Origin of the sequence: Peribacillus sp. NPDC097225 (assembly GCF_044761955.1) — a bacterium.
In the GTDB taxonomy this organism is placed as follows: domain Bacteria; phylum Bacillota; class Bacilli; order Bacillales; family DSM-1321; genus Peribacillus.
This window is the reverse complement of sequence record NZ_JBIWDJ010000008.1, coordinates 17149-40179: the sequence shown is the minus strand read 5'-3', so window position 1 is coordinate 40179 and position 23031 is coordinate 17149. Positions and strand designations below refer to the sequence as shown.

General features: G+C 42.4%; 22 protein-coding genes. 11 read left to right on the top strand and 11 right to left on the bottom strand.

Features of this window, described 5'->3' with window-relative positions; all coding sequences use genetic code 11:
• The first annotated feature begins 22 nt into the window (after positions 1–22).
• Positions 23–376 carry a hypothetical protein gene (locus ACIQXH_RS17720; RefSeq protein WP_402871239.1) on the top strand — a complete coding sequence of 118 codons (354 nt, stop codon included), beginning with the start codon at positions 23–25 and terminating at the stop codon, positions 374–376.
• A 119-nt stretch (positions 377–495) separates the two neighbouring features.
• The gene (locus ACIQXH_RS17715; protein ID WP_402954192.1) at positions 496–1182 is read left to right on the top strand and encodes a hypothetical protein; all 687 of its coding nucleotides are present in this window, start codon (positions 496–498) and stop codon (positions 1180–1182) included.
• A gap of 61 nt (positions 1183–1243) precedes the next feature.
• Here the strand turns inward: ACIQXH_RS17715 and ACIQXH_RS17710 are convergent, their stop codons facing one another.
• Positions 1244–1624, bottom strand: coding sequence for a VOC family protein (locus ACIQXH_RS17710; RefSeq protein ID WP_402955105.1), 381 nt, complete (start codon positions 1622–1624; stop codon positions 1244–1246).
• A 252-nt stretch (positions 1625–1876) separates the two neighbouring features.
• On the opposite strand from ACIQXH_RS17710, the gene ACIQXH_RS17705 reads away from it, so the two are divergent.
• Together ACIQXH_RS17705 and ACIQXH_RS17700 are read left to right on the top strand one after the other, a co-directional pair.
• Positions 1877–2146, top strand: coding sequence for a DUF1292 domain-containing protein (locus tag ACIQXH_RS17705; RefSeq protein WP_402871248.1), 270 nt, complete (start codon positions 1877–1879; stop codon positions 2144–2146).
• A 314-nt stretch (positions 2147–2460) separates the two neighbouring features.
• Positions 2461–3927: a PAS domain-containing sensor histidine kinase gene (locus ACIQXH_RS17700; RefSeq protein WP_403125086.1), complete on the top strand. Its 1467-nt coding sequence runs from the start codon at positions 2461–2463 to the stop codon at positions 3925–3927.
• 32 nt (positions 3928–3959) lie between these two features.
• On the opposite strand, the gene ACIQXH_RS17695 is transcribed toward ACIQXH_RS17700, so the two are convergent.
• Positions 3960–4952: an NADPH:quinone oxidoreductase family protein gene (locus ACIQXH_RS17695; protein ID WP_402871253.1), complete on the bottom strand. Its 993-nt coding sequence runs from the start codon at positions 4950–4952 to the stop codon at positions 3960–3962.
• A 160-nt stretch (positions 4953–5112) separates the two neighbouring features.
• Here ACIQXH_RS17695 and ACIQXH_RS17690 point away from each other — a divergent pair, with 160 nt between their 5' ends.
• Positions 5113–5553, top strand: a complete 441-nt coding sequence (locus ACIQXH_RS17690) for a peptidylprolyl isomerase (protein WP_251540275.1) — start codon at positions 5113–5115, stop codon at positions 5551–5553.
• 39 nt (positions 5554–5592) lie between these two features.
• On the opposite strand, the gene ACIQXH_RS17685 is transcribed toward ACIQXH_RS17690, so the two are convergent.
• From ACIQXH_RS17685 to ACIQXH_RS17650, 8 genes are all read right to left on the bottom strand, one after another.
• Entirely contained in the window at positions 5593–5814 is a 222-nt protein-coding gene (locus tag ACIQXH_RS17685) for a hypothetical protein (RefSeq protein WP_403125083.1), read from the bottom strand.
• Positions 5815–5817: 3 nt separating this feature from the next.
• A complete protein-coding gene (locus ACIQXH_RS17680) occupies positions 5818–7023 on the bottom strand; it encodes a Ger(x)C family spore germination protein (RefSeq protein ID WP_403125081.1) in 1206 nt (401 codons plus the stop codon).
• Positions 7020–8525, bottom strand: a complete 1506-nt coding sequence (locus ACIQXH_RS17675) for a spore germination protein (protein ID WP_403125078.1) — start codon at positions 8523–8525, stop codon at positions 7020–7022. The genes ACIQXH_RS17680 and ACIQXH_RS17675 overlap by 4 nt, the downstream gene beginning before the upstream one ends.
• Positions 8526–8549: 24 nt before the next feature.
• On the bottom strand, positions 8550–9680 hold the full coding sequence (locus tag ACIQXH_RS17670; protein ID WP_403125075.1) for a GerAB/ArcD/ProY family transporter: 1131 nt from the start codon (positions 9678–9680) through the stop codon (positions 8550–8552).
• A 113-nt stretch (positions 9681–9793) separates the two neighbouring features.
• Complete coding sequence (locus ACIQXH_RS17665; protein WP_403125073.1) at positions 9794–10735, bottom strand: oxidoreductase; 942 nt, start codon at positions 10733–10735, stop codon at positions 9794–9796.
• Between the two features lie 124 nt (positions 10736–10859).
• Entirely contained in the window at positions 10860–11225 is a 366-nt protein-coding gene (locus ACIQXH_RS17660; protein ID WP_403125070.1) for a hypothetical protein, read from the bottom strand.
• A 101-nt stretch (positions 11226–11326) separates the two neighbouring features.
• Entirely contained in the window at positions 11327–12967 is a 1641-nt protein-coding gene (locus tag ACIQXH_RS17655) for a zinc ribbon domain-containing protein (RefSeq protein ID WP_403125067.1), read from the bottom strand.
• Between the two features lie 27 nt (positions 12968–12994).
• Positions 12995–13486 carry a zinc ribbon domain-containing protein gene (locus tag ACIQXH_RS17650; protein WP_402989860.1) on the bottom strand — a complete coding sequence of 164 codons (492 nt, stop codon included), beginning with the start codon at positions 13484–13486 and terminating at the stop codon, positions 12995–12997.
• A 190-nt stretch (positions 13487–13676) separates the two neighbouring features.
• Between ACIQXH_RS17650 and ACIQXH_RS17645 the strand changes: the two genes are divergently transcribed.
• The 4 genes from ACIQXH_RS17645 to ACIQXH_RS17630 all read left to right on the top strand — a co-directional run bounded on the left by ACIQXH_RS17645 (position 13677) and on the right by ACIQXH_RS17630 (position 19242).
• Complete coding sequence (locus ACIQXH_RS17645) at positions 13677–15053, top strand: TcaA 3rd/4th domain-containing protein (RefSeq protein ID WP_403125064.1); 1377 nt, start codon at positions 13677–13679, stop codon at positions 15051–15053.
• Positions 15050–16375 carry a beta-N-acetylhexosaminidase gene (gene nagZ / locus ACIQXH_RS17640; protein WP_403125061.1) on the top strand — a complete coding sequence of 442 codons (1326 nt, stop codon included), beginning with the start codon at positions 15050–15052 and terminating at the stop codon, positions 16373–16375. Before ACIQXH_RS17645 ends, nagZ begins: the two co-directional genes overlap by 4 nt.
• A gap of 164 nt (positions 16376–16539) precedes the next feature.
• Complete coding sequence (locus tag ACIQXH_RS17635; protein ID WP_403125058.1) at positions 16540–18969, top strand: bifunctional diguanylate cyclase/phosphodiesterase; 2430 nt, start codon at positions 16540–16542, stop codon at positions 18967–18969.
• 84 nt (positions 18970–19053) lie between these two features.
• The gene (locus ACIQXH_RS17630) at positions 19054–19242 is read left to right on the top strand and encodes a hypothetical protein (protein ID WP_402871278.1); all 189 of its coding nucleotides are present in this window, start codon (positions 19054–19056) and stop codon (positions 19240–19242) included.
• A 138-nt stretch (positions 19243–19380) separates the two neighbouring features.
• Here the strand turns inward: ACIQXH_RS17630 and ACIQXH_RS17625 are convergent, their stop codons facing one another.
• The gene (locus ACIQXH_RS17625; protein ID WP_402871281.1) at positions 19381–19779 is read right to left on the bottom strand and encodes an SET domain-containing protein; all 399 of its coding nucleotides are present in this window, start codon (positions 19777–19779) and stop codon (positions 19381–19383) included.
• Positions 19780–20131: 352 nt separating this feature from the next.
• On the opposite strand from ACIQXH_RS17625, the gene ACIQXH_RS17620 reads away from it, so the two are divergent.
• Positions 20132–21622, top strand: coding sequence for an amino acid permease (locus ACIQXH_RS17620; protein ID WP_403125055.1), 1491 nt, complete (start codon positions 20132–20134; stop codon positions 21620–21622).
• Between the two features lie 203 nt (positions 21623–21825).
• Entirely contained in the window at positions 21826–22932 is a 1107-nt protein-coding gene (locus ACIQXH_RS17615) for a CaiB/BaiF CoA transferase family protein (RefSeq protein ID WP_403125052.1), read from the top strand.
• The last annotated feature ends 99 nt before the right edge of the window (positions 22933–23031 follow it).

Below are 23031 nucleotides of genomic sequence, written 5' to 3'. Positions count from 1 at the left end.
CTTACCGGAAGAAGGATGGAATATGCATATTTTTTGGACGATTTATTTAGGGATTTTAGGAACGGTGGCGATTGCTTTTTTGCTTAAAGGCCTTCGCACCCCTTCTTTAATAGTGGATTTCATCATTTCAGTTATTACGTGGATCGGACTATTTGGATTTGTGACGAATACAGCCATACTCACGCCTCTAATATGGAAATTCGTGTTTGTAGGAGGTTTACTGTGGGATGTACTTTTCAGTTATATCGGAAAGCATGATGATGGAGAAGCAGCAATGGAAGATATATCGGGACGTGCGAAAAGTATCCTCATCGGAGTCACATTACTCATTACACTCGGACCGTTATATTATGGGTTATATCAATATGCATTCTAAAGGAAAGGGCCAATAGGGTCTTTTTTTGATTAGTTCCCTGTGTTTTTTTAGTATGGTATGTTATTAAATGACAATAATTAGTGATATTGAACTACTAAATGGATATGGGGGCTAATAATATGGGTTTTCTCAAAAGTGCCGGTGAAGGTGCGGGATGGTTAGTTGGCGGTGTGACTGGAGGCATTATTAAGGGAGTTGGAGAATTAACGGGATCTAAGTTCATCCAAGAGGTTGGCGATGGTGTTAAGAATTCAACGGAGTTCACAGGTAAGCAACTAGGGAATGTTGCTGAGGGAGTTTGGAATCTTGGAAGTGGACTAGTATCGAAAGATGATGGGAAGGTGGTTCAAGGGTTCAAAGATTTAGGGGACGGTGTTGGGAAAACAGCGAAAGCAGTGGGACAAGGTATTAAGGCGACGGTGGGGAATGTTGGAGATGTAGCCGGAGGACTTAGGGATGGAGACGAAACACGTTGGAAAGAAGGATTACGCAATGTGGGGAAAACAGTCGCCGTTGGTGCGTTGGGGGTATCCATTTTGGATATGGCGGACGTTATTGATGTAAATGGGAATGAAGGCGGATTGGGTGGTTCGGATCTTGCACTAGAAAATGGGTCAGATGGATCATATATAATAGAAGAAAATCATCAAGAACATGGTGTGGAACCTCATTGGCGGACATTGGAGAATGGAGAGAGAATTTGGATTGATGGTGATGGGGACAGCAGTATCAATCAATCCGTGGAAGAAGGCGGAGGTTGGAACCAGAGCAATCCCGATTACCGGATACCGGTAGACGAAGCTTGATAACTATTTATTTATTGGACTCATTAAAAAAAGCAGAAGCTGATCGCTCTGCTTTTTGTGTTCATCTCTGGAAGAACTCGATCCATTCTTTCTCTGGTCCGTATATGTAGAAATAGCGATAGCCGTTTGGCAAGGTGACGATTTCTTCATCAATCAGTTCGACATTCTCAAGGCTTTGGATCCGCGCGTATTCTTCTTCGATATCATCCACGGTAATGGCAAAGTGGTGAATCGTTGCTTCTGATGGCAACGTGTCACTATATCCTTGGATCAATTCAATTTCGGTTTCATCTGAACCGTCATACCCAAGAAAGGCAAGCTGAATGATACCATTCGTATGGGGTACACGCGCTTTCAATTTCAAATCCAACACTTCTTGATAAAAGGAGATGGATGTTTCTAGATCTCTTACAACGATGCCGATATGATCGACTTTCTTCATAGTCAAAGGGGATTCCTCCTTCTTGTTGTTAATAAGCAATACTAGTATATATGATTAGGTATAAAATTACAGCAATATAAACAAAATAGTCTGAATGATTTAAATTCTAGCGATTTCCCCCACTTTACTGGATTTTTTATTGAAAAGGAAAAGAATTGCCCTTTTTTAAAGCAAAAATTTGTTTCTGTATGGAATAGTAGATATACTATGGAAACAAACCCATTTTAAATGGACTTGAGAGGAGAGATTATGATGGGAAGTATTCGCGAAGGTGAAGTGTTTACCCTTACTGACGACAGTGATCAAGAGCACGAGGTTGAAGTTCTGGGAACATTGGATGTTGAAGGAACGGAATATGTAGCTGTAGGTTTGCTAGAAGACATTGAAGAAGACACAGAGGAAGATATCGATATTTTCTTTTTCAGAGTTGAAGGCGAAGGAGAGTTAAATGATATCGAAACGGACGAGGAGTTCGAAAAGGTATCATCTGCTTTCGAAGCGGCTTTTGATCCACAAGATTGATGACTAGAAAAGACGGCACATCTACGTGTCGTCTTTTCTTATGTATATCGTGTTAAATTATTGTGCGTATACCATGATAGTGGTTACATGCTATCCAATCTTAATAAGTTACATGCTTCTATGAACCGATAGTTGGAGAATGTAAATATAATACATTTAAAGGGAAGAGCTAAATCTGCATGACTGATTTAGCTTCTTTTTATTGGGTTTTCACTACATTGATAGTGAAAACTACTATAAAATACTGGTAAATGATTTACTGTTACTGTAAAATTGAGTAAGTGAATTTTCGGAATTGGAAAGGAATAAATCTGTTGAAAAAGCTAATTAATGATAGACAAGGGCAAGTGGAAGAAAAAGTAGATGATATCACAAAGCAGCTTCAATCTTTCATGGAACAAAGTGCGGATGCCATTTCCATCGTTGATCTAGATGGTAAAACCCTACAAGTTAATGCTGCCTTTGAGGAGTTTTTTGGCTGGATGAATGACGAGGTATTTGGTAAGCCTTTTCCGATCATCCCCGATTTCCTGAAGGAATCTGTTGACGAGTTGCATAATAGGGTCAAGTCGGGGGAACAAGAGAAGGGGTTCGAAACGGTCAGACAAAGAAAAGATGGCCAGCTAATTGATGTGAGCATCACCCTTTTTACGATCAGGAATAACGAAGATGAACCGACGGCATTGGCGTTCGTATACAGGGACATTACGAATCAAAAGTTGGCTGAAATAGCGTTGAGGGAGAGCGAAGAACGGTATCGCAACCTGATCGAGGTGTCACCTGAAGCAATCTTTGTGCATCGAAATGGAATCATTGAGTATATGAATCCCGAAGGTGCCAGAATGCTGGGCTTGTCTGTGGAAGAAATTATGGGGAAGTCCGTTTTTCAGTTCGTGCATCCCGATTCTCAAGACACGGTCGGCAAGCGAATAGAAGTGATGAGAGATGAGGGGAAGACGGTCGAGTTACTGGAGCAAAAGTTCAGGCGCTTTAATGGTGAAGTATTTTATGGTGAAACCATCGCCCTTCCGATTATTTATAAGGGACGACCGGCCATTCAGGTTTTCTGTAGAGATATTACCGAACGTAAGAAGACAGAAGAATTATTATGCAAGACGAATATGCTTTCTGCGGTCGGTCAGATGGCGGCGGGCATTGCCCATGAGATAAGGAATCCACTAACTGCCATCAAGGGATTTTTGCAATTAATGGGTGAAACGCCTGACAAGCAGGAATACCTTGACCTGTCAGTGAAGGAAGTGGACAAGATCGAACGGTTGGCTAAAGAGTTTTTATGTCTTGCCAATCCCCAATTGCAAACATGTGAATATACCCGGATACCTGCCATTTTAGATAGTGTCATAACGTTGGCCAAGCTTCAGGCGAATCTGAACGATGTCGAAATAACGATGGAAACTAAAGTCGACGATTCAACAGTGTTTGGTGAACCTAATCTATTAAAGCAAGTGTTTACTAATGTAGTGAATAATGCGATTGAATCCATGGAAAATGGCGGGAAACTTCATATCCAGTTGGATGAATATGATCCAGGGAACCTGGTCATCCGCTTCATTGATTCGGGTAGTGGGATGACAGAGGAACGAATGAAGCATTTAGGTGAGCCTTTTTATAGCACAACGGAAAAAGGGACCGGCCTGGGGCTAATGGTGAGTACAAAAATCATTCATGAGCATCAAGGGCAAATTAAATTTAGTAGCGAGGTCGGCAAAGGAACCACCGTCGATATCATCCTCCCTATTCAAAGGCACATTAAAAGGTGACGAGAGCCAGAGCTAACGTCACCTTTTGTTTTTTATAATTTGACGATTGTCCGTCCCCTTGCTTGACCTTTCAGTAAGGTAGGTAGGACATCGGGAAGTTCCTGCAAGGAAATTTCCTGTTGAATGAGCTGTTCTACATGATCCAACTTAAAGTCGGTTGCTAGGCGTTTCCAAACTTTCAGCCTCGTATCCATAGGGCAATTCACTGAATCGATGCCAAGCAAGCTGACGCCTCTCAAAATGAATGGGAAGACAGTCGAAGGCAGGTTTGTCCCTCCGGTTAATCCACTGACCGCCACCGATCCACCATATTTAACTTGGCTCAGGACAGAGGCCAATGTTTCTCCACCGACCGGGTCAACGGCACCAATCCATTTTTGCTTGCCAAGTGGACGAAGCGTGCCATCATAGACATCTTCACGGGATAAAATCTTCGTAGCACCCAGTTCCTTTATGTACGCGTGTTCTGATTTTTTCCCGGTGCTCGCTTCTACCGAATAGCCGAGCTTGGAAAGAATCGAGACGGCAAAACTGCCGACGCCTCCAGTGGCTCCTGTGACGAGAACATTTCCGTCCTCTTGCTTGAGTCCATTTTCTTCTAGACGCATGATGGAAAGTGCAGCGGTGAAACCGGCAGTTCCGATAACCATGGCTTCTTTCAATGTTAGGCCTTCAGGGAGCGGGACAACCCACTCTGCTGGAATACGGGCGAACTCACTGTAGCCCCCGAAGTGTGAAACGCCAATCTCGTAGGAGGTGGCAATCACTTCGTCTCCTTCTTTGAAACGGGAATCCTTAGATGAAACGACAACACCTGCCAAATCGATGCCAGGGACAATCGGATAGCGGCCAACGATGTTTCCGTTAGGGATCGTCGCTAGGCTGTCTTTATAGTTCACGCCAGAATAATGCACGCGGATGAGCACTTCACCTTCTGGAAGATCGCTGAGTGAAAGTTGCTGAATGGTTAAGGAAAAGTCATCTTCTTGTTTGTTTACGAATAAGGCGTCAAATTGTTGGGTCATTGTTTTTTTCTCCTTTTTTAGTGAATATTCCCTATTATAAGAGAAGAAACGCACGCTGTATAATAATTGAATCTGAAAACACAGCGCTTTCTTTTCTTTCTCTTGCTAAAAATGGTACTATTAAGACTGATTCAGTTCATTTTAAAGGAGATGTTTTATAATGGCTAAAAAAGGATACATATTGATGGAAAACGGAGAGAAAATCGAATTTGATCTTTTCCCTAATGAAGCACCAAACACAGTGGCTAACTTTGAGAACCTGGCAAACACAGGCTTTTACAATGGTGTAGTCTTTCACCGTGTCATCCCTGGCTTCGTAAGCCAAGGTGGAGATCCAACAGGTACAGGTGCAGGCGGAAGCGGCACACAAATCAAATGTGAAACAGCTGGAAACCCACACAAGCATGAAGCAGGCAGCTTGTCCATGGCGCATGCCGGAAAAGATACGGGCTCAAGCCAATTCTTTATCGTTCATGAACCACAACCGCATCTAAACGGTGTTCATACTGTATTCGGTAAAGTAACATCAGGTCTAGAAACGGCTAAAGCAATGAAAAATGGCGACAAAATGGAGAAAGTAGAAGTTTTTGACGCTGAATAATAAATGAAGAAAGAGGGGGCCTAGGCTCCCTCTTTTTCGTTATAATAGCTTTTTTAGTGGACCAAACAGGATGTTGAATATTTGTGTAGGTCCCGGCATTTCCGGAAAGAATATGAGAAGGATTGCCAGAACCCATCCGATGGCCAGTAAAAGGACCACCGTTTTTTTCTCTCTTTTATGGGAGCGGTCGATTTTAGGATAGTTGAAAAGAAAAAGGAGGAAGAGTAAGACAGTCACTCCCAATATAGCGGCCATTTTCAAATCCTACTCACCTCTCTTTATCGTTCCTAATGTTTTCGTCATCAAACCTGGTTCTTGTACTTTCAAATGGATATCCATGTTTATTGTGACTTGTGGGAATACATACTTCCAATCGTCTTTTACCTTTTCCCACTCTTCTGGATACTTTTGATGAAAGGATTCAGCAATACCGAAGGCATCCGTCCCCATGCCATCCCTCACCTCGGTAATGGCAGCCTCTATATCTCGTTCTATTTCATGCTGTAAATAGGTCTCAATCTGCTTCGAGCTAGATTCATCCATGATATCCAGATTGCTGCCGTTCTGAACCAGTAAACCGTCTACGTTCACATCAACCGTTACACTCCACTTTCCGTTTTCAATCTTGGGAATCAGCTTTGTCGATTGCCGAAGTGGGTGCACCGAGATTTTCCTTCCATCTGGGGTCGATGTGGTTATCGCTCCCAATTTATTTTGATTCCGGATCCATAGCAAACCTTGCGTGACATCTTCTTTAATCGATCCTACCATTTTATCCTCTTTGAAAATAGCGACACCAGAAAACGTGGTAATGGTCTCTGTTGCCTTTTCTGGTTGATCAGGCTTGGATATTTCAAGAAGGGGGAGTATGCCGCCCTTGGAATCACTGATGGTCATCAGCTGGAAATCCTTGACTGTGATCGGTTTTTTTATATACAATTCCGATGATTTTTGTAAAACATCCCCCATATAACTTTCTAGAGCGGGGACCAATTCGAGTATCTCGGAAGCCGGCCCCTTGCTGATAAATAAGTCACCACGTGCCCGGGGTTGAGGATGGCGATTGATGAAATCAATCTGATCATTCAAATGGCCTTTAAGGGCAAATTTTTCTCCGAAAATAAAGGCATCACAGTGGCCCCAGAAAATCTGGCGAGAAAATAACTTTTGCAGGTTCACCATGGCATCCGCCATATTTTCCCCTGTTGCGGATTTAACGAGGACAAGGCTTTCGACTCCACCCGTCCCAGGACCGGCTCCTTGCTGTTGACTGCTGGCGGCCCGGGGAATGAAAACCTGGATGGTAACTTGCACTTGATCTTCTTCTGTAATATCTATCCCCGCTGCCATGACCAAGGCCATATTGGAAAGCTCTTTGCTACCCCAACAGCCAGATAGGGTACAAGTGAAAAAGCAAAGCATGGTCACTGTAATGGCTTTTTTGATTGGCTTGGAAAGAATGGTATTCATGCTTTGGAGTCCTTTCCTCTCATCCTAAGGTTTTTCTGATTGGGGTGGTTGTCTTCATTAAAAAATCTCCTCCGTTTCTGTAAAGATTGCCAAGGTGCCCGGAATAGTGCGTCTTGCCATGAACCATTCTTCAAAGGTGGTAGGTAAGGTACCCCAATGGAGGTCAACTTGCATAGATGAATGACGATAGTGATGATCCCAAGCATCAGCCCGAATAATCCCAGTGTCCCGGCAAGGAGGATAATGGGGAAGCGTAATAATCGTAAGGCGATACCCTGCGAATAGCGAGGCACTAAAAAGGAGGCGATCCCTGTAAGAGAAACGACGATGACCATCGGAGCGGAAACGATTCCGGCTTGAACCGCGGCCTGTCCGATAACTAGCCCCCCGACGATGCTGACGGCTGCACCGATTTGTTTAGGAAGCCGGAGTCCTGCTTCCCTTAGAGCCTCGAAGGTGACCTCCATCAGGATTGCTTCCACGAATGCCGGAAATGGTATGGCTTCCCGTGATGAGGCAATGGTAATTAACAGGGTGGTCGGAATCATTTCCTGGTGAAAAGTCAGGATGGCGACATACAAGGACGGGAGGGTAACCGAGAAAAAAATAAATAGGTAGCGTAATAGTCGTACAGAAGAACCGATTAAAAAGCCAAAATAATAATCTTCCGGTGACTGGATAAAAGAATAGAAACTGACCGGGGCGATTAAAACGAAAGGTGTCCCATCGACTAGGATGACGATACGTCCTTCCAGCAAATTGGCAGCCACAACATCGGGTCTTTCCGTTGTTAGCAATTGTGGAAAAGGCGAATATGGATTGTCCTTGATGGATCCCTCGATATATCCTGTTTCCAGAACACCATCCAATTCAATCTCGTTGATCCTGGTTTTCAATGTCTCCAATACTTGTTTATCAGCCTTACCCTCTATATAGGCAATGACAACCTCCGTTTTTGTATAACTCCCCACTTTTACTTTTTCCATTTTAAGCGTGGGGGAGCTGATTTTTCTGCGAATGAGAGATGTGTTGGTTTGTATGGATTCGATGAATCCTTCGCGGGGACCACGTACCACACTTTCAGCTTCGGGGTCCTCAATCGGGCGCTTATCAACTTTCACAAGGCCCAGAGCCAGGGCATAATCCATTTTTTGTACCAAGAGAATCGAGTAGCCGGTAGAAAGATAGGTGATGCATTCGGCAAACGTACGAATTTCTTTTGTATCAAGAACTTGAAGCCTTTCTTTCACGGCTTCATGGATGTCAGAAAATGAGAGGGACTCTTCCATCAGCGTATTCATCACATTATTTTCAATTTGTTTCGTATCGGATAGTCCTTCCATATAAAGGAGGGCGGCATCCGTATGTCCCCCAATGCAAAAGGTCCGAAAAACCACATCGTAACAATTGGAATAAGTCGCTTGTAAATAGGAAAGGTTTTTGGGGAGATCCTTAAATAGCGGCAAGTCCTGCTTTATTTTCTCTTGTTCGGATTGGTTCATGACATGCCTACTCCTTTCTACAGGCTAGTTTTTAGTTAGGGATGAAGAGCCATTCGGAACTTCTTTCTTTTGGTATAAACGTCTTTTCAATTTAGCTATTACTAATAGCAGGACCGGGAGCAGTGTCAACATGAAGGGAAGCAAAAAAGGAAAGACGGTTCTAGTGAACTCGGTCTGACCCTGTAAGTTGTAAAACTCCCAAAAACCAAATAATGTAACCAGGAATCCTAACGGTAGAATAAGCGGTTTATAGCTAGGAAGATTCAGGCACTGAGCAGTACCCACAACTAGGATATAGAAGAACACCGTGAGCTTGATGTATGCCCCAAGCATCCATCCTGGTATGATCGCCGCTTCAAGGTGCTCAAAGAAATTCATGAAACTGATGTAGCGAATCGCCTTGAATACGGGAAATGTGTAGTAGCTCGTGAGATCACCGAAAAGGAACAAGGCAGTTAGATTCAAACAAATAAGGCTCAGCATAATGGCGATGATTGAGATGATGATCCATTTCATCCCCTGCTTTCGATCCCTAAGGAATGGTAGAAGTATCGCAATGATAAAGACTTCACTGAACCAAGCCTGTGGAACGGCAGCGCCTAATAGTGGCGGCTTTAGACCATTTTCCAATATCGGAAAAATCCTGGTCGTATCGTAGTCCTGAAAAAGAATCAACATAATGAATGGAATCGGGATGATGAATATGGGAATGAAAAGAGATGAAGCACGTCCCAGCACCGATACACCGCCAGAAACGGCGAAGGCAGACACCAAGACCAGGCTACCCATGATGACGACTCTTGGCGTTTCCGGCAAAAATGTGATGATGATGAAATCGGCATACTCCCTTAAAATGAAGCCCGACATGTAAAGGAAAAAGAAAACATACAAACAAGTCAGGACCTTTGAAGGAAACTTGCCTATAATATGCTGGCTGTATTCGAATATCGTTTCATTCGGGTACATCTTATGTAATTGGTATAGGATATAAGCTGTTAAAAAACCATTCAATGAGCCAATGATCGGAGATATCCACATATCTCGCCCCGCATATGAATGGGATATGTTTGGCACGGTCAAAATGGCTGTAGCAAAGATGGTTGGGTAAATAATCAGTGCCAATTGATAGGAAGTAATTTTTCCGTTTTCAAGCATGCTTGTCCCTCATTAATTTTTTTTATAGTATCTCTCTTAAAAGGGAAATTACGCATCTTTCATGAAAAAGGACGAAAAAAAAGAACAGCTGGTTCCTGTTCTATAGAGAAGCATCATGATCGGTTTATATTGGCAAAAGTGAAGGGATACTGAACACCTGTCATGGATTCTGAAGTCTCCCATAACCTTTCTGAAGTGTTTTTGTCATATAGAGAATCGATGATGGGATCTTTTTTAGGGAAGCCCTTTCTTCCCTTTTTTCCATCCGGGCCAATATATTCCCCACCTCTTAAGGTAGGTTCCGTTGCTGCGTAAAGCGTGGGAAGGGCACCCATATTGGCGGGCTGGGTGAAGGTCTTGGAGAGGTAGTGGACAAACTTATTCAGGGGCTTGCCAGATCCGCGTGACATGAGGTTCGTATGGGAAAGTCCAGGGTGGCAGGCGACACTGATCGAGTTTGCTTGGTGCTGTTCGAATTTGTTTTGCAATTCCCGGGAAAAGAGAAGATTGGCAAGTTTGCTTTGGGCATAGTACCTCATTGGTTTATATTGATCCTTCCCATCCAAGTGATCGAAGTCTATGTTCCCGTTATTGGCGGCTAAACTGCTTAATATGACGACCCGTGATTTTGGCGTCGAAAGGATTTTGGGAAGCAATAGGCCGGTCAAGGCAAAATGCCCAAGGTGATTGCTGCCGAATTGTAGCTCGAACCCATCCTTCGTTTGACTATAAGGGGGAATCATGACCCCTGCATTGTTGATTAGAATGGATAAGGAATCGTAGTTCTCCAAGAATGAATCGCTAAACTGATGAATGCTCCTCAAATCACTTAAATCGAGTGGCATCACGGAGACATTTGCCTTAGGATGGGCAGACGTGATTCGATCCACCGCCTTTTCCCCTTTCGAAGCATTCCGGACAGCAAGAATGACTTCTGCTCCTTTCCCCGCTAATACAAAAGCCGTTTCAAAACCAAGGCCGCTATTCGCCCCTGTAATCACAACTGTTTTCCCCTTTACATCTGCCATTTGGTCGCCATTCCACTTTTCATTCATACCATCGACTCCTTTCCTGCTCATTCTCTCTCTATCATATACCCATATTATTCCTATATGTCTCGTTTTAAGAGGAATAAAAAGTAAAAAGTGGCCCTTTTTTATAAAGGGCCACTCAAGACGTTCAATCTGGCAAGAGGGTATTAGGAATCTTAATGGGACTGGACAGTTTAGAATGATCACGATAGGAACGATAGGAGATGATATCGTGATTTTTGATGTGGACATCCAACTGGAGGATGTGGGCATTTTTCATTTCCAAATGGTAGGTCGCTCCTTCTTTCTTTAGAGAATAAAAGGTATAGGTCTTCCCTAAAAGTTCCTTGTCGATTCGATTCGTCTCCGGTTGGTTTTGAATATAAAGAGCGAGCTCCATAATTGTGATGGAGGTTCCTCCCGTAAGTTCTATTATCTTTTCCTTCATATAATCTACAGCATGACTCAGAGAGGCCTGTGCCCTACCAGCAAGTTTTTTTACCTTATCATCCATGAAGTCTTCTCCTTTTTATTGGGTCATACTGTAGTATGGGGCACATAGCTTAGGCTTTATACAAAAAACCTCTGTCCCTTGAGGGAACAGAGGAAGAGTGATTATTTTAGAGAACCGGGAAAGAACTTGTTCAAATAGCTACCGGCAAATCCAGCAATATAGGAAAGAATAAAGCTACCGATAAAGACCTGGACAACACTGACGCCGAGGGAGAAGGTAATGGCATTTTCTCCATCCCCCATATCAAATAGACCATTCAGCGAAATTGCCGAGAAAGATGCTATTGCGCTAACGAATAGACTATATACAAGGCTTAGTACAGCCAGTGATACGAATGAAGACTGTTTGGACTTAGCCATAGAATAACCGGCAAATATCAGCAATAAGATAGGAAGGATCATCGCTAGCTTCAAGTAAAGGTCGATGTTCGTAAAACTGAAAAATAAATCTAGATATGAAAGATCTCCTCCTTCCATAACGTCACCATCCGTGCTAAAGCCGGAGAATACGGAGAAACTAATTTCTCCACTTTCTCCGTCCCCTTCTCCTTTTAGGGAGAGTGGGGTGAAATGGAGCATACTATAAACGATGGAAGATAATTGCACACCTAGATAGCAGGCTGCCAAGGTGGTCTTTTCTAAAATTTGTTGACTAACACCGGGTACATCAAGGACCGAGAGCATTTCTTTTGCATCATTGATTTTACTGATAAGGATGGCGACCATTACAATGGTAAGTGTAACGAAACCACGGATAAATGCAGAAAACCCTTGGTGGACGGCATTCCCATAAGGAATCAATGATTCAAGTTGCTTGGTTATTTGGCGGTAGTTAATACTAAATAACATCCCCAGCATGCTAAAGACGATTCCAAACAATAAACCTTTAAAGAAGGTTTGGAAGAATGGATAAGCAGTTGTTATGGCTAGATTCAAGCTTTCTCCGCTTTCAGAGTGCTTGATTTTATAATCAAAACCACTGAATAGAGATAAGAACGTCAACAAAAGGCTGTAAATCAATGCTATTCCAACGGCTCCTGAAAGGAAAGATTGTATAGAGATATCAGTATGTTTCTTTCTGTATACAATGCCACTTACGAATAAGCATAATAAGGGAATGATAATGAATAAAACATATGTGAAGGAAAGGCTCAATTCGCCGGACCCTTTATAATCTTCATATGAGTTATTGCTTTCCATATCTAACGTATAACTTGGTGAAAGTGTATGAGACATCATGACCGTATCTGAGAATCCGAATATAGCTCCAGGTTCTTTGAATTTGAAGCCAGACTCATCCGCCATGTTTTCGGCAGCTTCCTCTGGGGTGAACCCAAACGATTCTTCAAATATGTCCTCATAAAAATTAGTATTTGTCGTATACACTAAAAGATTTAAAAGAAGCATGAGAATAAAAGCTGCAATGGCAGGTATAAGGGCTTTTCGTAATGTATCTTTAGATAATAGAGAAGTAAACGAGAAGGTCCTTGAATTTAATATTCGTGGTGTTACTTTCTCGTTCATGGAAATCTTTGTTGTGCCGAATTTAAGTAGGGAGTTTCCGCAAGAATTGCAGTAATTATCAATCTTATTAGTTCCTTCTCCACATTCGGGACAAAAGTTCGTTTCATTATTTACTAATTGTAACTGTTGCAGAGATGATGAATTTCCTAGTGCAGTCCCATCATGTGAGCAATAGTTGCTATAGTCCGGATTAGATTCTCCGCATGTTGTACAGAACATAGCTATCCTCGTCTCCTTTCATTTCATTCATGATGTCTTTAAACCGCAACAGTTGCAGAAGACAGCATGTAATGGGATTTGTTCTTCACATGAAGGACAGGAAGATGTTTCTATTTGAGTATCCAATTTTGGTAACTCCACTTTGGCTCCGCAGCCTCCACAAAATTTATCTTCACTGGTGACCGGAGACCCACATGAACTACAGGCATGCTCTGTTTGACTTTGAGAGTTCAATTCAGTAATAGACTGTTGTGCCTTGTATATGACGTGGTCAAATTCCATTAAAGATGTCATTTTTTTTGTCAGTTCTTCAGTGGGATGGATTTCGTTGCTACGTAATTTTTTATATAATTCCTCCCCTAACTGTAAAAGTATTTCGTTCCGTTTCATACCGGTTTCTTGTATGCTCCTTTTGTACTGGTTAATTGTTTGGGCATTTTGAAGCTTTTGTTTGTTCGTTTGTAAGCTATCCTGAATCTTATTGAGTCCACTTCCTAGCTTATCTTGCAATTCATTCAAATTTACCACTCCTTCATATTTTCCTAAGCTATCAAACAATTCAAAAGTTATATGTATAATTAGATAGTGATAGGTCTAAATTCATAAGATTTGTTGCGTTGTCATGTTACATAATATAGTATTATTGAGATAATATGAATCGATTTTTATAATTTAGCATATATTTTAAGGGAAAAAAGGGGAGAAAACATTGCATTGTAATAATTGTGGGGAAAAAATAAGTGGGAATAAGGCCTTTTGTACTAAGTGCGGAACGACTATAGAAAATCAGAATCCTATTGCTGAAACACGGATAAAAAGTCCTAGATCGGGTTCTTTTTTTAAGTCGAAAAGTTCTAAGGTTCTCTCCATTTCTGTAATCCTATTGCTAATGGTTGGATTTGCTGGTTATATAACAGTACAGAGTATGTATAAACCGGCTAAAGTAGTTAAACAATTTGAAGATGCCATTAAAAGTAACAATACTAAGGACGTAGCGAAGATTTTGAATGGTGGACAGGATGTGATGAAGGTAGAAGAAGCGCATGCGAAGATGCTTATTCAATATTTCGATGAAAATCCTGATCTTCTAGCCGAAACCAAGTCAAATCTGAAAAAAACGGCTCAATACTTGGAAAATGATAATGTAATAGGTTCTAAAGGTGAAGGTTTTTTAACCTTGCAAAAGGTTAAGAAAAAATGGGGAATCATTAAGCAATATGGTGTTAGCTTTCAGCCAGTTTACATAAAGGTCTCAACAAATCAGCCACATGCCTCCGTTTCCATTAATGAGAAAGGCGTGGGGGAACTGAAAGAGGGAGAAGAGCGGACATTCGGGCCATTCTTACCGGTTGAGCATGAGGTTAAAGGCTCCTATAAAGGGGAATATACAACGGTAACTGATAAGGTTAAAATTGATTCATTAGAGGAAGACAGCCATAAGATTCCCGTTGGTTTGGATTTGACGGGAGATGATGTGTATCTAACCTCTAATTATGATGAAGCGACCGTTTTCGTAAATGGAACGAGCACGGGCAAAACCGTCGAGGATCTAGAATCATTCGGTCCGGTGTCTTTAGATGGGAAGATGAAGATTCATGCGGAAGTAAAAGTGCAAGGAAAGACCTTGAAAAGCGAAGAGGTCTCGGTTAAAAATGCTTCAATAGATTTATGGGTGGATGATACGGAAATCGCGGAAGCTGAAGAACGAGCTTACCAAGCAGCTGCTGCAAAAGAAACGGAAGAGGAAGATGTAATAGCGGTAGTCAATGAGCATTATGAAGAGATTACAAACGGAAATTATGAATCAGCTTATAATTTATTCAGTACCGGCAGAAAAGGGAAAAATAAATTCAGTAGCTGGGAAGAAGGAATGAAGGATAACATGAGTGATGAAGTGACGTATGTAGAAGTTGAATCATTGAATGATAACAAGGCCACTGTCTCGTTTGAAATGGTCTCTGAAGATTGGAAAGGTGGAGAGACACTTGTCCAAACATGGAAGGGAAAATGGCATCTGGTGAAGGAATCTTCTGATTGGAAGCTTTCAGACCCTGAAATTAAATTAGTGGATAAGAAAGTCCAATGAAGAAAAGGTATACATACATTGGACTCCTCTTCATTGCGCTTCTCTCATTTTTAACGGTCGTACTCATCCAGTTGAATATGGATACGAATCTTCCAAGTGGAAAGACAGAGAATCGTGGTACCAAGGAAGCCAATAAAAAAGAGGAAACAACCGTACAAGAGAATAAGATAAATAAAGAGGATACAAGTGATAAGGAAATTAATGCATTGACCAATACCGATGAAAAAGTGGAGAAGATGCTAGAAAAGATGACGCTCGAAGAAAAAGTCGGGCAGCTCATGATGATCGGGTTTTCGGGGACGGAAAAGAGCACCGAGGTTCAGGAGTTCATCGAAGAAAAGCATATAGGCGGCATCATTTACTTTGACCGTAATATGAGTTCTCCTAAACAAGTGGCCGAGTTATCCAACTCCCTGCAGGAATCTGCAAAAGGTAGCCGGTTCTCCCTTCCACTCATGGTTGCCATCGATCAAGAAGGGGGGGCCATTACCCGGATGAGGGAACAGGTTTCCCCTATCCCTTCGCAACAGAAGTTAGGGGAAAAGGCCACTGCGGATGAAGTATATCAGGTGGCTAAATTGAATGGTAGAGAGCTGGATTCGATGGGAATCAACCTTAACTTTGCCCCTGTTTTGGATTTATCGAAGAAAGATAGCCGTTCATTTGGGACGGACCCCAAAAAAGTCCATCAATATGGGGAAAAAGTGATTCAAGGGTTGAATGAAGCATCCGTTACAGGAGCCCTGAAGCACTTCCCGGGGAATGGCCGTAGCGAGATTGATCCACATGTCGAGACCTCTTCCGTGGAAGCAAACCAGCTTGACCTGGAAAACTCGGATATCTATCCGTTTAAAGAAATCATCAAGGAAGTGGATAATGACAAGTTTTTCATGATGGTGACGCATATAAAATATCCGGCTTATGATAAAGAAAAACCTGCCAGCCTATCCAAGGTCATTATCGAAGACCTGCTACGAGAGAAGCTGGGCTACAAAGGAATCGTCATCACGGATGATATGGAAATGGGAGCCGTGAAAAATTACTTTTCCTTTAAGGACATGGGCAAAGAAGCGATTCTTGCAGGCGTGGACATCGTCTTGGTCTGTCACGAACATCCCCACCAATTAGAGGTGTATAACGGGATAATCGATGCCGTTAAAAAAGGGGAAATCCCGATGGAACGAATCGATGAATCAACAAAGCGCGTCCTGACTTACAAACTGAACAACATTCAACAAACGATCGTTGACCCAGAACAAGCTGCAAAAGTAGTGAAAAGTCCTGAAAGCGTGAATTATATCAATGGTCTGGGCCTTGAATGAATGGGCAAGAAGTAGAACCCGAACGGTGTCGTTCGGGTTCTTTTTCGTCTTTTGAAGGAACTGGCTTGGTAAATATGTATATTTAATGGATGTGGAGATTGAAATTGCTGAAATGTGTCCGATATATGACTAGAAACAGGAATTTTTGATGAGGGAGAAAAAAATTGCACATACATGGAAGCTATAACATAGGGCTTGTCATTTTATCCTTCATAATTGTGACCTTGGCTTCGTATTCGGCTTTGGATCTTGTGGGAAGAATCATCCATTCAAAACAGAAAGCCAAGAAATATTGGCTGGTAGGTGGAGCGATTACGATGGGTCTAGGCATATGGTCGATGCATTTTATCGGGATGCTGGCTTTACAGGTCCATGAAACAATTACGTATGATTATCTTAAGGTCCTGATATCGGTTGGGATCGCCATTTTTGCTTCAGGGATGTCCTTGTTCTTTGTCAGTCGTGAAACGATGAATTGGAAACAGCTATTGATTGGAGGTGCCTCATTGAGTACAGCCATCCTTACGATGCATTACACGGGAATGGCTTCGATGCGTATGGCGGCGTCCATTCATTACGATCCGCTATTGGTGATCTGTTCCGTACTGATTGCTTGTTCCGCTTCAGTCGCGGCTTTAAAGATCAATTTTCGCTATAAACACCAAAAGGCTACCCGGCTAGTTGAAAAAATCATCAGTGCAAATATCATCGGGATAGCGGTTGCAGGCACGCACTATACGGGAATGGCGGCTGCCACGTATCACAGCAATCACGTGGTTTCCCCAACCAGTTCAGCTCTTCCTATTGGAACACTCTTCCTGGCACTCGGAATCGGAAGTGCCATGCTTTTCATTCAGATAGTTGTCCTCTTTTTCATTAGCCTTGATAAGAAACTCACCCTACAGAACAAGGAGCTGCTACTAACCCAGCAAAAGTACGATTCCCTTGTTACTTATAATCCGGATATCATTTTCAGGATGAATAAGGAAGGGAAGTTGGAAACAATCAACCCGGCGGTTTTCAGGATTTTAGGTTATACACCAGAGGAAATTCAAAGATTGTCGATTGAAAGTCTTGTATCTGAAGAGGAATGGCAGGAAAGTAAAAATTACTATATGGATACGTTAAAAGGGACCCTTCGCTCTTATGAAATTATGGCCATCCATAAAAATAAGAGCAAGGTCACTTTTAATGTCTTGACCGTTCCGGTATATGTCGATAATGAAATCGAAGGTATATACGGAATTGCCAAGGACATCACCGAGCAGAAAGCGGCCTTGGCCAAAGTCAATTATATGGCCTATCATGATGAACTTACAGGGTTGCCAAACCGAAGATCCTTTAAGGAAAAAGCAAATATCTTCATTGAGCAAAATGTGGAAGGCATGTCTGCTTTGCTCCTGATGGATATTGATCGATTCAAGACCATTAACGATACCTTGGGGCATGGGCAAGGGGATTGGTTTATAAAAGAAATTGCCAAACGGTTTGACGATTGCCTGGAACCAGGAGAACTCCTAGCTAGAATCGGGGTGGATGAATTTGCGGTATTCCTGCCGCAGATATCCGGGCTTGAACAAGTGGAAATCGCCGCCCAAAAGTTACTGGAATCTTTGGTAGAACCAATCAAGCTCAATAACCATGACATCTACACAACCACATGTATTGGGATATCAGCTTACCCGCAGGATGGGGGGGACATCGAAGAACTTTTGAAAAGAGCGGATCTGGCGATGTTCTTAGGAAAAGGAACGGGAGACTCATCGTATAAGTTCTTTAAAGAGTCCATGGAAAGTAGATTGGATAAAATCCTGATTGAAGAAGAAATGAGGACGGGGATTCATAAAGATAATGAATTTCTATTATACTTTCAACCAAAGATCGATACACAGACTGAGAAAATATCAGGTGTAGAAGCTTTGGTCCGTTGGAACCATCCAAGGCTGGGATTCGTCTCACCAGCTGAGTTCATTCCATTGGCTGAGGAAACGGGGCTGATCATCCAACTCGGTGAAAAGATACTCGACTTGGCATGTGCCCAACTCCATGCCTGGCATAAAGAAGGATTCGATTCCATTCATATCGCCGTCAACATATCGACGCGGCAATTCATGCAGGAGAATTTCATCGAAAAGTTGAAGTGCATGTTGGACAAATGGAATATAGATGGCAGGAATCTGGAGTTGGAAATAACTGAAAGTACGGCGATGAACAATGTGAACAGGGCCATCTTTACCTTTGAAAGGTTAAGGGCGCTGGGCGTGAAGATCGCCATAGACGACTTCGGCACCGGATATAGTTCCTTTGCTTACTTAAAGGATTACCCCATCAATACATTGAAAATCGACCAATCGTTTATCAGGAACTTGGCAACCGGTGGACCGGATGAAGCAATTGTGGCGTCCATCATTGGGCTGGCCAAAAACATGCAGCTGAATATCGTGGCAGAAGGCGTTGAATACCAAACGCAATTCGACTTTTTAAAAGAAATGGAATGTAACCAGGTACAGGGTTACATGTTCAGTAAACCGTTGCCAGCACACGAATTAGAAGACAAGTTTCTACGCAATCTATATGCGTTTCCGGTCGCCTGAAGGATGGAAGTCTGGGTCTCCTTGTTTAAAGAAGTGGTTATAGGGAAATACTATACTATACTAAAATATAAGGAGGAAACTCAGATGCCATCAAACAAAATGATTGGAACCGTCGTATTGGGAGCAGCTGCTTACTTAATGCGCAATAAAGAAACGCGTGAGAAAACAATAAGCCAGATCAAATCAATCGCTAATCCTGAAATGATTGATAAGGTAAAGAGCCAACTCCAATCCTTCACTAAATCAAAATCAAGTAATTCAACAATCAATTAAGGTAGCATGAAAAAAGCTCCATCAAGGGATAGCATATCCTTGATGGAGCTTTTTTGGTTTCCCGAATTACGTAAAAAGCACCTGCCTTTAAAAAACTGGAGAAAGTTTTTTAAACGGCAGGCGCTTTTATGTCATCAATTACTCAGCTTCTTCACCATTGTCTTCTTTATTGAACCATAATGGATCTTCGTTATCGACCTCACCATTATAATTGATGGTAATCTCTTCTCCCGCCTTAATATCGGTATAAGCGAAGAAATCGAATGTATGATGATCAAAGTTTATGTCATATGTGGCATTCGGCGTATAGGAGTGGTTAAATAGCATGCCATATCCTAAAAGCAGGCAAGTATGGTTGATGCCATACTCAAACGCATAATCCGCTAGCAATGTTTTCTCGATATGAACATGCTCTTCATTTGGATAAGCGATAACCGGTGCTTCATGCAACAGCTCACCTTTTTTAATATCACGTTTTGCGAAAACGCCTCTATTGAACTCTCCATCACTGAGTGTGGAATTTTTAACTTCGATCATATTCGTCACCTACTTGTTCTTTTCTTTTATAGTCCAGATTGTATAAGCTTGACAGCAATTAGGAAGAAAAGCAACTAATTTAGGGAAATTAATCGTTATCCTCTTGAAGAATCCCCAATAAGTGCAAAATATCGTGGCACAAAAACGCAAAGAAATATGGCGTAAGTGCAAAGGAATTTGTCTATATCGCGGTTTTATTGGGTGAAGATGTAGGATTTTGCTGACAAGTGAAAAGTGGCATGAAAATTGCTGAAAGAAAAAGAATAATTAATCCATTCAGAACTTTCAAGTAGTATAATTCCTAAAGTGGGAATTTTCTGAACTGCGTGCAAAAGCAAAAGGGGATGTACATATGATAGTAAAACGCGAAGAGGAAGTCTTTGAGTATCCAGTCGAAACACCGAAAAAAGAACAGGGGTTAAACAGAGGGTTGAAATCTCGTCACTTAACGATGATTTCCATTGGAGGAGCCATCGGAACAGGATTGTTTCTTAGCAGTGGGGCTGCCATACATACAGCGGGACCAGGCGGTGCTCTACTTGCTTACGCATTGGTCGGGGCCATGGTGTACTTTGTCATGACAAGCTTAGGGGAACTAGCTGCCTTTATGCCAACCAGTGGGTCATTTAGTACATATGGAACGAAATTTGTCGATCCTGCCTTTGGATTTGCCTTGGGTTGGACATATTGGTTCAACTGGTCCATGACTATAGCAGCCGAGTTAGCCGCATCGACCATCATCATGAAATTCTGGTTTCCGGATAGTCCATCACTATTGTGGAGTTTCTCATTTTTAGTGCTTATTTTTCTATTGAACTATCTTTCTGTCAAAGGCTATGGTGAAGGGGAATATTGGTTTTCTTTCATTAAAGTGACGGCCATCATCATTTTTATCATTGTCGGCTTACTCATGATTGTAGGCATTATGGGAGGGGAAGCGGTAGGCTTTAAAAATTTCACAGTGGACGATGCTCCTTTTCCAGGTGGGTTCATGGGGGTATTCATCGTTTTCATAGCAGCAGGTTTTTCTTTTCAGGGGACGGAAATCGTTGGTGTTGCAGCTGGGGAAAGTGAAAACCCAGCTAAAAATATACCGAAGGCCATTAAAAGCGTCTTCTGGAGGATTCTCCTTTTTTACATATTGGCGATTTTTGTGATAGGGCTGCTTATCCCTTATACGAATTCAAGTTTACAAGGCGAGAATGTTATGGTCAGCCCATTTACGCTCATATTTGAGAAAGCGGGAGTGGCCTTTGCGGCTTCCTTGATGAACGCCGTGATTTTAACAGCGGTATTATCTGCGGGAAATTCAAGCTTATATGCCTCTACCCGTATATTATATTCGATGGCTAAAGCTGGGCAAGCACCCCGGATTTTTGCCAAACTGAACAAACGAGGGGTCCCAGTGGCGGGGATGATCTTAACCTGTGCCATCGGGATGCTTGCCTTTTTGGCTTCCATATTCGGTGATGGCACCGTATATCTATGGTTAATGAACGCGATCGGGATAACGGGGTTTATCTTCTGGCTGGGCATTTCCATAAGCCATTATCGATTCCGTAAGGCATATGTGTTACAAGGGCATTCATTGGATAGGTTGCCGTACAAGGCTTTATGGTTTCCAATCGGGACGATATTTGCCATTACGATTGGAATGGTCGTCATTTTGGCTCAAAATATCCAAGCGTTCTTTTCGGACCATATCGATTGGGGAAGTGTGGTGGCGGCGTACTTAGGAATCCCTCTTTTTCTCGCCCTCTGGTTTGGGTATAAACTGATTAGGAAAACGAGATTCGTTAAGCTCGAAGAAGTAGAAATTAATTTTGATGAAAAGTATGACTGAAAACTTCCGGACCATGTTCACAGACATGGTTCCGGTTATTTTATTATTTTAAATTGAACATGTACCAATGTTAGTCGCATTGAATTGGATGTGAATGTTGTTTTGCAGGAAACGAAAGGGTGGAAGAAGAATGAGTATAAAAGATAGAAATCCCAACTGAGGAAGAATGCATCCATTTGGTAGAAAAGGAAGGTGCATGAACGATGACACTGTTGACCAATCTGAAAGTGCTAGACTTTTCGACACTTTTGCCAGGGCCATTCGCTACGCTCATGCTTGCAGACTTAGGAGCGGAAGTGTTGAAGGTAGAACGGCCGGCCAAGGTTGATACATGGGGAGTCAATCAATATTTGAACCGTTCAAAAAAATCGGTTGCCCTTGATTTGAAACGGCAGGAGTCGATTGATGCCGTAAAGAATCTAGTGAAGGAATATGATATTGTCCTTGAACAGTTCCGGCCGGGTGTCATGGATCGGTTGGGGCTGGGATACGAAGAATTAAAACAAATCAATCCAAAGTTGATTTACTGTTCGCTTACTGGCTTTGGTCAGACTGGTCCCTACAAGAATCGTCCAGGTCATGATATCAACTATATTTCGATAGCGGGATTGTCCGGTTACTCAGGTACGCAAAAAGGAGGACCTGCAAAAAATGGAACACAAATAGCCGACCTTGCAGGAGGCTCCTTACATGCCGTCATCGGGATCTTGTCGGCAGTCATCTACCGGGAGCGAACGGGTGAAGGTCAGTTCATCGATATCAGCATGACTGATTGCAGTTTCGCTTTGAATGCAATATCCGCGCCCCTACATCTACAGGGCGGATTGGAGCTTGAACCGGAAAAGCTGGTATTGAATGGCGGGACGTTTTATGATTTTTATGAAACGAAAGACGGCCGTTACTTCTCGGTTGGTAGCTTAGAGCCATCATTCCGTGAAGTGTTATGTGAAGCAATCGGACAGCCTGAACTGTTCGAGTTAAGCATGAAGCAAGATGCGGAAAGCAGCATCCAATTCAAAAGGATCATCAAGCATGCATTCCTTGAAAAGACATTTGAAGAGTGGCAGGGCATATTCGAAGAGTTCGAGGCTTGTGTCGAACCGGTGCTGACCTTTTCTGAATCGACCCTTCACCCGCAACTGCAAGCGCGCGGCATGATAGTCGAAGTGCCTGATGGAGAAGGAAAGATGCAGAGGCAGATAGCTTGTCCCATCAAAACATCGGTCTTCACTCCAGAGTATAAACATGTTGGGATGAAGCCGGGAGAAAGTAATGATGAGGTTTTTGGCACTCTTGAAATGGAGCGATAACAACGGATGGACCGGCAGATAATCTGCCGGTCTTTTTGTGGATTAAAGGGGAGTCACTTAAGACATGTGAATATTTACTAGTTAAAACGGATCCACACC

What these genes read in the sequence shown, in the direction of transcription:
- ACIQXH_RS17665 (WP_403125073.1), bottom strand. Translation starts at nt 10,735, where the DNA reads ATGAATGAAAAGTGGAATGGCGACCAAATGGCAGATGTAAAGGGGAAA.
- ACIQXH_RS17660 (WP_403125070.1), bottom strand. Translation starts at nt 11,225, where the DNA reads ATGGATGATAAGGTAAAAAAACTTGCTGGTAGGGCACAGGCCTCTCTG.
- ACIQXH_RS17675 (WP_403125078.1), bottom strand. Translation starts at nt 8,525, where the DNA reads ATGAACCAATCCGAACAAGAGAAAATAAAGCAGGACTTGCCGCTATTT.
- ACIQXH_RS17615 (WP_403125052.1), top strand. Translation starts at nt 21,826, where the DNA reads ATGACACTGTTGACCAATCTGAAAGTGCTAGACTTTTCGACACTTTTG.
- ACIQXH_RS17630 (WP_402871278.1), top strand. Translation starts at nt 19,054, where the DNA reads ATGCCATCAAACAAAATGATTGGAACCGTCGTATTGGGAGCAGCTGCT.
- ACIQXH_RS17655 (WP_403125067.1), bottom strand. Translation starts at nt 12,967, where the DNA reads ATGTTCTGTACAACATGCGGAGAATCTAATCCGGACTATAGCAACTAT.
- ACIQXH_RS17680 (WP_403125081.1), bottom strand. Translation starts at nt 7,023, where the DNA reads ATGAATACCATTCTTTCCAAGCCAATCAAAAAAGCCATTACAGTGACC.
- ACIQXH_RS17690 (WP_251540275.1), top strand. Translation starts at nt 5,113, where the DNA reads ATGGCTAAAAAAGGATACATATTGATGGAAAACGGAGAGAAAATCGAA.
- ACIQXH_RS17720 (WP_402871239.1), top strand. Translation starts at nt 23, where the DNA reads ATGCATATTTTTTGGACGATTTATTTAGGGATTTTAGGAACGGTGGCG.
- ACIQXH_RS17695 (WP_402871253.1), bottom strand. Translation starts at nt 4,952, where the DNA reads ATGACCCAACAATTTGACGCCTTATTCGTAAACAAACAAGAAGATGAC.
- ACIQXH_RS17715 (WP_402954192.1), top strand. Translation starts at nt 496, where the DNA reads ATGGGTTTTCTCAAAAGTGCCGGTGAAGGTGCGGGATGGTTAGTTGGC.
- ACIQXH_RS17710 (WP_402955105.1), bottom strand. Translation starts at nt 1,624, where the DNA reads ATGAAGAAAGTCGATCATATCGGCATCGTTGTAAGAGATCTAGAAACA.
- ACIQXH_RS17705 (WP_402871248.1), top strand. Translation starts at nt 1,877, where the DNA reads ATGGGAAGTATTCGCGAAGGTGAAGTGTTTACCCTTACTGACGACAGT.
- ACIQXH_RS17620 (WP_403125055.1), top strand. Translation starts at nt 20,132, where the DNA reads ATGATAGTAAAACGCGAAGAGGAAGTCTTTGAGTATCCAGTCGAAACA.
- ACIQXH_RS17670 (WP_403125075.1), bottom strand. Translation starts at nt 9,680, where the DNA reads ATGCTTGAAAACGGAAAAATTACTTCCTATCAATTGGCACTGATTATT.
- ACIQXH_RS17625 (WP_402871281.1), bottom strand. Translation starts at nt 19,779, where the DNA reads ATGATCGAAGTTAAAAATTCCACACTCAGTGATGGAGAGTTCAATAGA.
- nagZ (WP_403125061.1), top strand. Translation starts at nt 15,050, where the DNA reads ATGAAGAAAAGGTATACATACATTGGACTCCTCTTCATTGCGCTTCTC.